At 59.2% G+C, this 13600-nt stretch carries 8 protein-coding genes; 4 read left to right on the forward strand and 4 right to left on the reverse strand.

The features are described from left to right. The first annotated feature begins 98 nt into the window (after positions 1 to 98). Entirely contained in the window at positions 99 to 1352 is a 1254-nt protein-coding gene (gene tyrS, locus JF539_RS10700; protein ID WP_207140373.1) for a tyrosine--tRNA ligase, read from the forward strand. A gap of 61 nt (positions 1353 to 1413) precedes the next feature. Here the strand turns inward: tyrS and JF539_RS10705 are convergent, their stop codons facing one another. Next, positions 1414 to 4701 carry an AsmA-like C-terminal domain-containing protein gene (locus JF539_RS10705; RefSeq protein WP_207140374.1) on the reverse strand — a complete coding sequence of 1096 codons (3288 nt, stop codon included), beginning with the start codon at positions 4699 to 4701 and terminating at the stop codon, positions 1414 to 1416. A gap of 207 nt (positions 4702 to 4908) precedes the next feature. On the opposite strand from JF539_RS10705, the gene bcp reads away from it, so the two are divergent. The 3 genes from bcp (at position 4909) to JF539_RS28000 (ending at position 7712) form a co-directional block, all read left to right on the forward strand. Then, positions 4909 to 5376, forward strand: coding sequence for a thioredoxin-dependent thiol peroxidase (gene bcp, locus JF539_RS10710; RefSeq protein WP_207140375.1), 468 nt, complete (start codon positions 4909 to 4911; stop codon positions 5374 to 5376). A 56-nt stretch (positions 5377 to 5432) separates the two neighbouring features. Next, entirely contained in the window at positions 5433 to 6269 is an 837-nt protein-coding gene (locus JF539_RS10715; protein WP_207140376.1) for a ferritin-like domain-containing protein, read from the forward strand. A gap of 285 nt (positions 6270 to 6554) precedes the next feature. Then, positions 6555 to 7712 carry a M23 family metallopeptidase gene (locus JF539_RS28000; RefSeq protein WP_328809228.1) on the forward strand — a complete coding sequence of 386 codons (1158 nt, stop codon included), beginning with the start codon at positions 6555 to 6557 and terminating at the stop codon, positions 7710 to 7712. A gap of 61 nt (positions 7713 to 7773) precedes the next feature. On the opposite strand, the gene prfB is transcribed toward JF539_RS28000, so the two are convergent. From prfB to JF539_RS10735, 3 genes are all read right to left on the reverse strand, one after another. Further along, positions 7774 to 8905, reverse strand: a protein-coding gene (gene prfB / locus JF539_RS10725; RefSeq protein ID WP_207140378.1) for a peptide chain release factor 2 whose coding sequence is annotated in 2 segments (ribosomal slippage) — positions 7774 to 8835 and positions 8837 to 8905 — 1131 coding nt in all. Because the reading frame shifts where the segments join, the coding sequence is not laid out codon by codon here. A gap of 292 nt (positions 8906 to 9197) precedes the next feature. After that, the gene (locus JF539_RS10730; protein WP_209017237.1) at positions 9198 to 11645 is read right to left on the reverse strand and encodes a penicillin-binding protein 1A; all 2448 of its coding nucleotides are present in this window, start codon (positions 11643 to 11645) and stop codon (positions 9198 to 9200) included. Between the two features lie 200 nt (positions 11646 to 11845). Next, on the reverse strand, positions 11846 to 13093 hold the full coding sequence (locus JF539_RS10735; RefSeq protein ID WP_328809229.1) for an N-acetylmuramoyl-L-alanine amidase: 1248 nt from the start codon (positions 13091 to 13093) through the stop codon (positions 11846 to 11848). Positions 13094 to 13600 lie beyond the last annotated feature (507 nt).

Genomic DNA, 13600 nt, shown 5'->3' on the forward strand with positions numbered 1-13600 from the left:
CCGGAGCACTGCAATTTACAAGTTCCCTGCCACAGGTTAGAGCACGTTCGTAACGGCGGCAAATGGCGCCCAAAGACTTTACGGACGGACAGGCAAGCATGAGCGAGTTCAAATCGGACTTTCTAAACGTACTCTCGGAACGCGGATTCATTCACCAGATTTCCGACCCAAACGGTCTCGACGCACTTTGCGCCAAGGAAACCGTGACGGCCTATATCGGCTTCGACTGTACCGCTCCCAGCCTGCATGCCGGATCTCTTGTCCCGATCATGATGCTGCACTGGTTCCAGAAGACCGGTCACCGGCCGATCGCCCTCATGGGCGGTGGCACGACGCGGGTCGGGGATCCTTCGGGAAAAGACGAGTCTCGCAAGATCCTCACTGAAGAGGCAATCGAGCAAAACAAGGCCGGCATTAAAAAGGTCTTCGAAAAGCTGCTGAACTTCGGCGATGGTCCGGGCGACGCGCTCATGCTCGACAACGCCGAATGGCTTCTGAAACTCAACTACATCGAGTTTCTGCGCGACATCGGCCGGCATTTCTCCGTCAACCAGATGATCCAAAGGGATTCTGTCCGGCTGCGCCTTGAGCGCGAGCAGCATCTCTCCTTCCTGGAATTCAACTACATGCTCCTTCAGGGCTACGACTACCTGGAGCTCTTCCGGCGCACCGGCTGCCGCTTGCAGATGGGTGGGTCCGACCAGTGGGGAAACATTCTTTCCGGGACCGATCTTGTGCGCCGCGTTGCGGAAACCGAAGCTTTCGCCCTCACCTCCCCGCTTCTGACCACTGCCTCGGGCGCCAAAATGGGCAAAACCGCCGCAGGGGCCGTATGGCTGAACGAGGAGCAGCTTTCCGCCTACGACTATTGGCAATACTGGCGGAACACGGAGGACGCCGACGTCGAACGCTTCCTGAAGCTGTTCACGGTTTTGCCCATGGCCGAAATCTCGCGGCTTGCCGCACTGGAAGGATCGGAGATCAACGAGGCCAAGAAGATCCTGGCGACGGAAGCGACCGCACTCATCCACGGCCGGGAGAAATCGGAGGCCGCGGCGGAGACGGCCCGCAGGGCCTTCGAAGAGGGCCAGTCCGCGGAGGGTCTTCCGACCGTCGAGGTTTCCAGAACGGAACTGGAGGCCGGCATCGGAGTTCTTTCAGCCTTCGTGACGGCTGGCCTGTGTGCCTCGAATGGCGACGTCCGCCGGAACATCAAGGGTGGCGCCGTAAAGGTCAATGACCGGGGCGAGCAGAATGACAAGCGGCAATTGTCACTGGACGACGTGACCGGAGATGGGGTGATCAAACTCTCGCTCGGCAAGAAAAAGCACGTTCTGCTGAAGCCGGTCTGAGCGGACAGCCCCTCTCGATCGCCCTCTCGATCGAATGGGGCCGACCGTTCCGAAGCGGGTCTCAGTTTGACTGAAACTCGAACATTTTCCGGAATATCCCGGGCGCGATCGCCGAAATCGGATTGACGGACAGAACCGGGTCGCTCACGGACCCGGACAGCCTGTAGGTGACGCCGATCAGGCCCTCGCCGGAATTTCCGCCAAGGGCGAAGCCGAGCAGCGGTATCTTGGCGAAGAAGTTGTTGAGCGCATAAATCGGAACGAAAGTCCCGGTCAGGTTAAGTGTCTGCTGGGCAAGATTGACCGACCCCGAAACCGTGCCGCCCAGGACATTACCCTGAAGCGCGCCCCGGCTGATGTGCATGATATCGCCGTTGCGCGTGAAATCGATGTCGAGCAAATCGAAATAGGCGGAATCCTCCTTGTCACCATTACCGGTGGCTCCACGGCCCTGGTTGCGAGCGGTCTGGTTCCTCTCGCGGATGCGTTTGATCGCCGGGTCTTCGGTGATGCGCAGATTTCGGACCTTGAAGTCTCCCGCCCAGCTGTCCTCGTCGGCCATGGCCACGTAAACCGTCCCCTGACCGCCGCTCATGCGCTTGTACATGTCTAGAAAACGAAGCGTATCGCCCGTATTGCTGAACTCGCCGGTGGCAAGCTGACTGCCACCCTGTTCGGTCACCGCGAATTCAAAAACAGACCTGCCGTTGATGCGCCCGCTGAGATCCGCGGATCTCAAACCCTTGGCGCCTGTTTCGATCTTTCCGGAAAACCCGTTGAGCGTTTGGTTGTTGAACCCGATGACCCGATCTATCGACGCCGCAATTCTCGCCCCGCTTGAAAAATCGCCCGCTCCCTTGCTTCCGCCCGGGCTGCTCAGACTGCGGATCAACCCGCGTCCATCGAAGGACTGTCCCGAAAACACGATGTCGTAACGCCCGTCCGAGGCCCTCTGGATATCCACTTCGGTATCGTCCTCGGGTCTCAGCTTGAACTTTTCGAACGATGCGCGCAGCAAATCACCGGCTGCGGAAAGGCGCATGCTTCCCTCGACGTCGGCACCCTCGGACTTCAACTTGAAATCCTGAACATATTTTTCTTCATCGGTTTCGACGAGTTTGAACGAAGCGGTCGCCGGCACGCCTTTCGATTTCTTCCAGCCAAGCGCCTGCAGCGTCACTTCCGCCCGGTCCAGATCGATATTGAATTCCTGGCCGTCGCTCACCTTCGCGACATTCAGGGTCAGGTCACCGCTCAGAAAGGCGGTTAGGTCGACCCCTTTTTCCTTGAGCTTCTCCGCTGTGACGGAAACAACCACATCCTGTTTCGCAGCGACACCGGTGTCCTTCAAGGGGACGACAAGATCGATGTCCGCCTTCAGTCCGTCCAAGATCCCCTTGCCGGTGATCGCAACCTGATCCGGATCGGCATTCAGGTTGACATCGGCCTTTTCGACCGTGTGGCCCATGATGGCATTCCGGTCGGTAAAGTTCTGGAACTCACCGGTCGCGCTCCAGTCAATTTCACTGATATCGACCTTTTGATCGAGCGGAAACGCCGCCAGGATATCCAGGCTACCCGTTCCCGATACCCCGTCGTTTTTCAAATTGGCCCTGTCAAGCACGAGGAACGGCGCGCTGTTCACGACGGCTCCGAGGTCCTTGGCTCCGCCTGTAAGCAACGCGGAAACCCGAGCTGTCTTGCCTTTGCGAAGCGGAAGATTGTGGATCTCGAACGAACTGCTCGGGATCTTGACTTCACCGCCATTCGACGAGGTCGCCACGCCGCCTTCCGCGGCGACGGCCAGGACCTCGTTTTCGACGGTCAGGGTGCCGCGCAGCCCCCTGATTTCGGGAAGTTCGCCGAAGGGCATGACCGCTCCGTCCGAAAACGCGATTTCAGCTTCCATGTCGTCACCCGACCAACCGGCATCGGGATCACGGTGGTTGAAAGCGGGGGGGCGAACAGCGGCACTGAAGGACGCTCTTTCAATCAGTCCCTGCTTGATCCTTTCGATCACCCACTGCCGCGCAGGTGGAACAAGCGTGATCGGCCAGACCTGCTTGGCAAGCGCGATGGGAATATCCTCGGCTTCTGCGGCAATGGCGAGATAGGGGCCCTTCTCAGTGATCTCTATCGTCCCTTTCGCATAAACGGCGGCTTTCCCAGATCTGGCAACGAATTGATCGATGCTCACAAGCCGCTCCTCAGGGTCGAAACGGGCTTCGACCCGAATGCCCTCCAGCATCTGGGGGGCCTCGGACACGTCGGCAGAGCCGAACTGGGGGTATTCCGATTCCAATTGAATAACCCAGTCCTGCGCATCTCCCGCACCGGGCTCTATCGTACCGGTGAAAAAGATGCGTGTTTCGCCCCGCAGCACATGGGACCTCGTGATCTCGATTGCGGGCAGCCCCGCCTGGAACACAAGAGACAGCGCCGCGTCATCGAAGGCGACCAGGGTCTTGCCGAGCTGGAACCAACCGTTTTCAACTCTGGCCACGAGATTGGAGGAAACGAACTTGCCGTCGCCATCCAAACGGGTTTCGATCTTTGCCGCAGCCGGAATGCCCAGGCCCTTGCCAGGCTGGATAGAGGCCTGTGGACCGAGGAGTTCCGCGACGGTGATGCCGTTGACCACGACACCTATGCTCTTGAACGACCCACCTTCAGGCGCCTGTCTGACCAATTCCAGGCTCCAGGTGGAAACATTCCCCGCGACTTTCGCATAGACGCGGATGGTCCGGTTCTGCGAGCGCAGGACATCCGCATCAATCCCCTCGAATTGGCGCGGAGCGGACCCGCCGAGCTCAAAGGAAGCGTCGCGGATTCTGACGAATCTCAGTCCCCGGCGGGCAAACTGGTCGTCGACGACATCACTCACCCGGTCGACGGCCTCCATCAGCGGGCCCATTTCCGGAATCTTCGCCGGACCGCCGCTCAAGACGAGATTGACCAGAGGCCTTTCCAGATTGAGGGACTCGAAGTGAACCTGACCTTTGAGCAGCGCGTCGGTTTTGAGGGGAGCAACCACTTTCGGCAAAACGATGTTGACCGGCGCGTTGCCCGAGATCTTGGCGCGAGCGTTTTCGATGATGACATCGATACCGTCGGGCGAGGTAAAATCCAGGCTCGCGCTTTCGACGGAAAGCTGGACGGGGCCTCGTGTTCCCTGCATCGCCAAGAGGCTGCCGAGCAGGGGAATTCTGACCGGGCCGGATGCAAACAACACGGCAAGGGCTGAAACCAGACAAAGCAGCAAAGCACCGGCAAGAAAAACGGCACGTCTGCGCCAGGGCTTTTTAGCCGTCTTTCTGTTTTTTTCCGCCGTATCGCTGGTTTCAGTCAATGACCTCGGCCTATTTCTGCATTTGAAGGCAACTAGCTAACCCAAAACTGCAACTGTTAACAGGGCACATGTTTCCGGCCTCGCGACGTTGAACGAGTCACGGGGCGGCCTATGATAGAGCAAAAGCGGTTCAAATAGCGACCGCTTTGCTGCACCCGACACCGGATGCGGGCACTAACGCACAAAGATTGACAGAAGGAAGGCAGAATGGCCGATTTGACCATTGGCGACACAGCACCGGATTTCAACCTGGAAGGCGATGGCGGTGAACGGGTCTCCCTGAGCGCGCTCCAGGGTAAGCCGGTTGTCGTCTATTTTTATCCGAAGGACAACACGCCGGGATGTACAAAGGAAGCCATTGCCTTTTCCGGTCTGACCGAAGAATTCGACAAGCTTGGAGTGACGGTCATCGGACTGTCTCCGGACTCAGCCAAAAAGCATGACAACTTTATAGCCAAACATAACCTCAGCGTTCGCCTCGGTGCCGATACGGACACCAAAACGGCGGAGGCTTATGGCGTATGGGTGGAAAAATCCATGTACGGCAAGAAGTACATGGGTGTGGAGCGCTCGACATTTCTGGTCGACGCGAACGGAAAGCTTGCCCGGATCTGGCGAAAGGTGAAGGTACAAGGGCACGCTGAAGATGTTCTGGACACAGTCAGAGCACTCTAGAAGCAGAACACTCCAAAAGAATGTCGCCCCCTCACACCGTCCAGGATTTTCCGGAAATGCCCGATACACACTCCGCTGCCCTGCCTGCCAGCCTGGTGGCCGGCGCGCGAGCGATTGTTTCCGCGTCTGATACGTCGGAAAAGGTCCGGCTGGCCTATGCCGTTTCCAGAGCCTGGTTTCGCCGGGACCTTGCGCTCGGGTCGCCGTCGAAAGACGGCTCGATGCCGGACCGTCCAGGGCGGCCGCTGCGTCCGGAACTGCGCGCCCCGCGTGACATGCCCAAGCGCAGTCTCACGGGAAAGGCCGGCCGCCTCGCGCTCATCCATTCCCTCGCCCATATCGAGTTGAACGCGGTGGATCTGACCTGGGACCTGATTGGCCGATTTGCCCATGTGCGCCTGCCCCGGTCTTATTATGACGATTGGGTCCGTGTTGGTCTGGAGGAAGCCAAACACTTTTCAATGCTGGAGGATCGGCTTGCCGGGCTCGATGCGCGTTACGGCGATCTTCCGGCCCACGATGGCCTGTGGCAGGCGGCACAAGATACCGGCCACGATCTGGCCGCCCGCCTCGCAATCATACCTCTGGTACTGGAAGCGCGCGGATTGGACATCACACCGCCCATGATCGAAAAAGCGCGCGAAATTGGCGACGAAGACACCGCCAAATGCCTGGATATCATCTATCGCGACGAAAAGAATCACGTCGCCTTCGGTGCGAAATGGTTCCGGTTCCTGTGCGACCGCCAGGGAATCAGACCCGAACCGGCCTTTCATTTTTTTGTCCGGCGCCACTTCCGCGGGTCCCTCAAACCCCCATTCAATGACCGGGCACGTTCGGAAGCAGGCCTAACACCCGGTTTTTACAAGCCTCTGGCCCCTCTCAAAGGCTAGATAAAGGCGCCGTGAAGACGAATTATTAACCTTACCAAACTCTAATCAGACTCAGTTCTCTTGCAGAATGCAAACAGTGACTGAGTGACCATGCAACAGCGCCAAGAATCGACGCAGCCCCATCGTGGGCCCAAAGCAGCCCCGCATCATCCGGCTTTGAGCAAAAGCAGCAGGACGACCACATATAGCGTTCGTCCCTTGCACCTCATATGCGGAGCACTCGCCTGCGTTACGGCAACTCTCACCGCATCGGGGGCCCTTGGGTATCTTTATCTGCATAGCGACATGCTCGCGGAGGCGAGCGCCGAAAGAACAGAACTTGTTCTTGAGTACCAGGACCACATCGACCGGCTTCGCACCGAAATCGAAAATCTGACAAGCCGGCAGATGGTGGATCGGGAGACCGTCGAAATACAGGTCATGGATGTTCTTCGCCGGCAGCAGGATCTCAACGAACGACATGCCATTGTGGCCGACCTTGTCGCGCGGGCCGAGCAGGTCGGCATCTATCTCAGCAACGACAAGCCGTTGCCTCCGCACAAACCTTCACCCAATGCGCGCGACCTCGCCTCGGTGGAAACAAACGACAAGTTCGCGATCGGCGGCGAAAGCGAACTGATCGAAGAACCGGTCAAGGCCCTTGGTCTGCGAGACGGCGCAAGCAAAAGCTTCGATCCGCTGACAATCCTTCAGAAACCGGTTGAAACCGCTCCTTCAGATCCGCAAAGCGTAAAAAAAAACACTGAAAAACAGGCTGCTCTCGATGCGGTAAAGGCGCATATCTCCGTTATGGACATGGAAAGCACGGCGGCGGTCGACGCCATAACCGTGGCAACGGAAGGCCGGATAGAAGACATCCTTGGGATTACACGTCCTTTGACCCCGGGCCTGAACGCGGCCTTGCGCAAGGACAGCGCAATCGGCGGTCCGTTCCAGCCTATTACCGAAGAGACCTTTCCAGACCGCCTGAAACGCGCTGACGGCGCCCTGAAAGCCTTTCGCAGGGTCAAGTTCACCGCACTTCGCCTGCCTTTGAAAAGACCGGTACGCAACGGTGCCGTTTCCAGCCGTTACGGTCCGCGGGTCGACCCGTTTCTTGGACGGCTTGCGATGCATTCCGGCATCGATTTCAAGGCTCCCTATGGCGCACGGGTCTACGCGACCGCACCGGGTACGGTCGTTAGCGCCGAACGTCATGGCGGCTACGGCAAAATGGTGGAGATCCGCCATGCCAACGGCTTTGTCACGCGCTATGCGCATTTGAGCCGGTATCAGGTCTCGGAGGGCGATCACGTTCTGGCCGGCGATCTCATCGGCAATGTCGGCTCCACGGGGCGCTCGACCGGACCGCACCTGCATTATGAGATCCGTCGGGCCGACAAGCCGAGCGATCCGGCTCCTTTTCTGACCGCCGGAGACAAGCTCGCCGAACTGACCCTCTAGCCGGAAACTGAAACGGGGCCGATCCGGCCCCGTTTGCGTTCTTCAATAGGCCCGTGGGCAATCAGTCGATATCCTCGACGTTGACCGGATCTCCTCCGAAGACCCTTTGGGCCAGGGCGGCCTCCATGAACTTGTCGAGATCACCGTCCAGGACATCCCCAGGCGACGTGCTTTCAACACCGGTCCGAAGATCCTTCACCAGCTGATAGGGTTGAAGCACATAGGAGCGGATCTGATGGCCCCAGCCGATATCGGTCTTGGAGGCCGCTTCCGCGTTTGCCGCTTCCTCGCGCTTTTTCAGTTCGGCCTCGTAAAGACGGGCCTTCAGCATGCCCCAGGCGGTCGCCCGGTTCTTGTGCTGCGATCGCTCGGACTGGCACTGCACCACGATGCCCGTAGGCTGGTGCGTGATGCGCACGGCCGAATCCGTCGTATTGACGTGCTGACCGCCGGCTCCGGAGGCCCGGTAGGTATCGATCCGACAATCGCTTTCGTTGATGTCGATCTCGATCGAATCGTCGATCACCGGATAGACCCAGGCGCTGGAAAAGCTGGTGTGCCGCCGGGCGTTGCTGTCGTATGGCGATATCCGCACCAGGCGGTGCACGCCCGATTCCGTCTTCAGCCAGCCATAGGCGTTCTCGCCCTTGATCTGCAGGGTCGCAGACTTGATGCCGGCCTCTTCGCCGTCGTGATACTCCAGCACCTCCACCTTGAAACCGTGTTTTTCGGCCCATCGGCGGTACATGCGCAAAAGCATGGAGGCCCAGTCCTGGCTCTCCGTACCGCCTGCACCGGAGTTGATTTCCAGATAGGTGTCATTCGCATCCGCTTCCCCGGACAGCAGGGATTTGAGCTGGAGATCGTTGACCTTTGCCTTCAACCCGCGCAGGGCGTCTTCGGCGTCCGAGACAACGGAGGCGTCGTCCTCCATCTCGCCAAGTTCGATCAGCTCGATGTTGTCGGCCAGATCCTGTTCCAGCCCCTTGACCCCGGATATACCGTCTTCAAGGTGCTGGCGTTCGCGCATCATTTTCTGCGCTTTTGTCGGATCGTTCCAGAATTCAGGGGCCTCGGAAAGAGCGTTCAGCTCCTCCAGGCGGACAACAGCCTGATCCCAGTCAAAGATGCCTCCTCAGCAGGCTTACGGCCTGCTTGATTTCATCGACGATCGCTTCCATTTCGGCGCGCATCGGATACCTCTCTCTTTCAAGCGAAGAAGCCCGGGCTCCTGACAGAGGGACCGGGCCGTGAATTGGAGCGGGACATTAGCCGGACAGGCTTTTTGTGTAAACCACGCAAACGCGGCAAACCGTCAGACTGCCGCGTCTTGAAGAAAAGACCTTGTGCCAGCTGCAGTTGTCAGCCGTCCGCCTCTTGCTGGCACGTTCCAGTCTGCTGGGAAAACGCATCGCCCTGCCGCACGCTCCGGACCGAACAGGCTCCGACACCGGTCAGATAAATGCCTGTGACTTACGGCTGATATCAGTAAAGACCACCGGTGCCGACCGTGACCGCCTGCTGGGCTTCCGGCGAAACGCTGTGATAGGTCGTTCCAAGCGAGCCTTCGAAATCGATGATGGCGTAGCTGTCGTTTGGCGACATGCCGGGCTTGAAGGCCTCCACAATCGCACCGGGGGTTCCGGGAGCAGCTCGCAGTCCGGTCTTGCGGTTGATCGTGATCAGCTGCAGGCCCTTGGGAACGCGGAATTCCACCGGCGGCTTGTCGGCGAGCGCCTTTTTCACGAAGTCGGTGAATATCGGCGCCGCGACCTGGCCACCTGTCGCGCCCCGTCCCATCGGTTTCGGCGTATCGTAACCGACGAACACACCGACGGCGAGATCGGGCGTGAAGCCCATGAACCAGGCGTCCTTCTCGTCGTTGGTGGTTCCCGTCTTGCCGGCGACCGGGCGTCCGACTGCGCGCACCGAGGTTGCCGTGCCGCGCTGCACGACGCCTTCCATCATCGACGTGATCTGATAGGCGGTCATCGGATCGAGTACCTGCTCGCGATTATCGATCAGGCTGGGCTCGCCCTGACCTTCCCAGACATCCTGGGTGCAGCCGTCGCAAATCCGGCTGTCGTGCTTGTAGATCGTTCGGCCGTAGCGGTCCTGGATGCGGTCGATCAGGGTCGGCCGCACCTTCCGTCCGCCGTTGGCGATCGTGGCGTAAGCCGTGGTCAGGCGCAGGACCGTGGTTTCCCCCGCTCCGAGCGACATGGAAAGAACGGGAAGCATGTTGTCGTAGATGCCGAAGCGCTTGGCGTATTCCGCGACCAGCGGCATGCCCATGTCCTGGGCCAGACGCACGGTCATGACGTTCCGGGACAACTCGATACCCGTGCGCAGGGTCGAGGGACCGTAGAATTTGCCGCCGTAGTTCTGTGGCCGCCAGGTGCCAAGCCCGGGCCCCTGGCTGATCTCAAGCGGGGCGTCCATGATGACCGAGGACGGTGTGTAGCCGTTGTCAAGCGCTGCCGCATAGAGGAACGGCTTGAACGAAGATCCCGGCTGGCGATAGGCCTGAGTGGCGCGGTTGAACTCGCTTTGAGCGAAACTGAATCCGCCAACCAGCGCCAGAACGCGGCCCGTATAGGGGTCCATGGCGACGATTGCGCCGGAGACCTTCGGTATCTGCCTGAGTTCGTAGGTGCCCGGCGCCACCGGGCTTTCTGCCACATAGACCACGTCACCCGGTGCAAGAACGTCCGAAGTGGCCCCCGGGGCACGGCCCTTGACGCGCGCCCACTTCATGGTCTCCAGAAACAGTTTTCCGGTCTTGCGTTCGGTGGACAGTTTGCCGCTGACCAGCCTCTCGGGCTGAACGCCAACCGTTGCGGACTCCCCTCCGCTCTCGAGAACAACCGCCAGGGTCCATTCGGGGAGATCGCTGAGAGCCTCGATTTTGGAAAGGTCGACGCCCCAATCGGCGCCGATTGTTATCCGGTCCACCGGACCGCGCCAACTGCCGCGCTTGTGATCGAAGTCGATCAGCCCGTCCATCAGGGACTTCCGGGCCATTTTCTGAAGTTCCGGATCAAGCGTGGAACGAACCGACAATCCGCCCTCGTAAAGTCTCTTGTCGCCGAAAATATCGGCGACCTCGCGGCGCACTTCCTCGGTGAAATACTCCGCGGCAAAGAGACGGGATCCCGTCTCCCGCGGTTTCACGACGATCGGTTTCTGTTTTGCTTCCGCGCCTTCGTCGAAGGACACATAACCGTCCGCAACCATGCGGTCGATCACATAGTTGCGACGTGCGACCGCGCGATCCGTGTGACGGAACGGATGATAGTTGTTGGGCGCCTTGGGCAGCGCCGCCAGATAGGCCGTTTCTTCCAGGTTCAGTTCGTGGACGGACTTGTCGAAATAAATCAGGGCGGCCGCGGCTATGCCATGCGCACCAAGACCGAAGTAGATCTCGTTGACGTAGAGCTCGAGAATCTCGTCCTTGGTGTAGGCCTGTTCGATCCGCAGCGCGAGAATGGCTTCCTTGATCTTCCTGACAACCGACAGATCGTTGGTCAACAGAAAGTTCTTCGCGACCTGCTGCGTGATCGTGGACGCGCCCTCCGGACGCCGACCGGATCCGTAATTCTGGATGAAGCGAACGGCGGCACGCGCGATGCCCTCCGGGTCGACACCGATATGGGTGTAGAAATTCTTGTCCTCCGCCGCGACGAAAGCCTGTTTGACCCGGTCCGGAATCGCCTGGATCGGCAGGAACATGCGGCGCTGCGTGGCATATTCGGCCATGAGACTTCCGTCGGCCGCGTGAACGCGGGTCATGACGGGCGGCTCGTAGTTTTTCAGCGCGGTGTAATCCGGCAAACCTTCGCTGACATGCTGCAGGTACATCCAGACCCCGGCCGCCACCAGAAGGGCAAGGGCCGTTCCGATACCGAAGAGATAGCCAAAAAACTTCACCAAAAATTTCATACTGCGGGCTCGTCTTTCCCCGACCTGAGGGCATTCAACTTTCTAGCACGGATACCTCGATCCGGCACCCCCGGGGGCAGTCTGTCACATTGTCTTTAACGTGTTTTACGCCTTCTCAGGTACCAATATGGCGATGCTGAGGCAATTCGGGGCAAAGCGGCTGTTTTGGGAGGCATCTTTGGCCGTGGCGATCACTGCGAAGGCGTCGCTTGCTGCCTGGCCAGCCGTGGCTGGAAAAAGGCATTGACCGCTTCGGTCATGGCGTTTGCCATTCGCTCCCGCCACTCGTCCGACACCAGCAGCTTTTCATCGTGCTCGTTCGAAAGATATCCAAGCTCCAACAAAACCGAAGGAACATCGTGCGCCCTCAGGACCCTGAACCCCGCGTACCGGTGCGGATTGTTGATCAGCCGGACCGCGCTTTGCAGTTCACTCACCAGCGTTCTTGCGAAATAAACCGAAAAGGAACGCGTTTCACGCCGGGCCAAATCCAGCAGGATATCGGAGACGTCCGAAGGCTCCTCCTCAAGGTCGACACCGGCAATGACGTCGGACAGATTTTCCGACTCGGCCAGATCGGCCGCAAGCTGATCCGATGCCTTGTCGGAAAGGGTGTAGACCGTCGATCCGCGCGCGAACTTCTGGCCTCTGCGCACCGAATCGGCGTGGATCGACACAAACAGGTCGGCAGCGAGTTCATGGCCGATCTCGACCCGGCGCAAAAGCGGGACGAAAGTATCGTCGGAACGAGTAAGGTGAACTTCGTAAAGCCCTGTTTCATTGAGCTTTTTCTGAAACAGCCTGGCAAAATCCAGAACGATGGCTTTTTCGAGCGTTCCGCCGACCCCGGTTGCGCCACTGTCGATTCCCCCGTGCCCCGGATCGAGGACGATCACTGGTTTCCCGGCGGCTTCCTGTCCTGACTTCCTATCGCTTTTAACGGCGGAACTTCCGGTTTTTTGCGAGGATTTCGGCCTGGACGCCTTGACGAAGGTCTCAAAGGACTCCGGCGTTGCACTTACCAGATCCACCACCAGGCGCGCCGGCTGGTCGTCCACCGGTGGCAGAAAGAAGGTCTTGTCCACATCCACCGGCCCGGTCAGGTCCATCACGATCCGCGACTTGCCGTCTGCAAACAGCCCGAACCGCCAGTCCGCGACGAGACCCCGTCCCTTTGAACCGGCATCATGCGGAATTGAAAACGCCACCTCCGGCAGGTCGATGATCAGCCTGTAGGGATTTGCCAGACCTTTGATGACGGGTGTCACCTGTTGATCCATGTCCAAAACGAATCGCGTCCGGCTTTCGTCGCCGGCCATTCTGGCGCCGAGAACCACCGGCTTCGCCCCTTCCGCATGGCTTTCGCCACCGGCAAATGCAAACACGGCCACCCAGGCCGCGAGCACGGCTCCGGCAAGCCTAAAGCACCTGCTCGGCACGGTATCCCCCCTGCCCGGACGGCGTTTTCCCGCTGATTTCTTCTCGTTTCTTCCGGCCATGAGACTCGCCACTTGTCCGCATACGGCCCCCGCAAGCCTTCTCATAAGCGATCCGGCGGGCGAGGAAAATAGGTTATCCGTTTTACATTGCTTGCAATGCGCATCGACGGAACGTAAAAGTATCTTACGGATTCAGGTTCAAAACCGATACCTTCCCGGATGACGTCCAGGGGACTCTATCCACAACGTCATCGTAGCTTAAGGCCCTCAAGAGGCAGAACAGAGGTCGTTCTGTCCATTTTCCAAAGAGGAGTCGGCCTACAGTGGATCGTGTATCGGCTCCTCTTTGAAGCCGCCGGATGGACAGGTCAACCCGTTTAACCCGGTTGACCTGCTTGCATGGACCGCGGCGAGCATGAGGGCGAACCGTTCCCGAGACGGAAGCTGCCAGAACGGTGAAAATCTGACTGGCGAACCGGCTGACGAAACAAATACTTAACTCAAGGG

Source organism: Roseibium aggregatum (assembly GCF_017309185.1).
In the GTDB taxonomy this organism is placed as follows: domain Bacteria; phylum Pseudomonadota; class Alphaproteobacteria; order Rhizobiales; family Stappiaceae; genus Roseibium; species Roseibium aggregatum_B.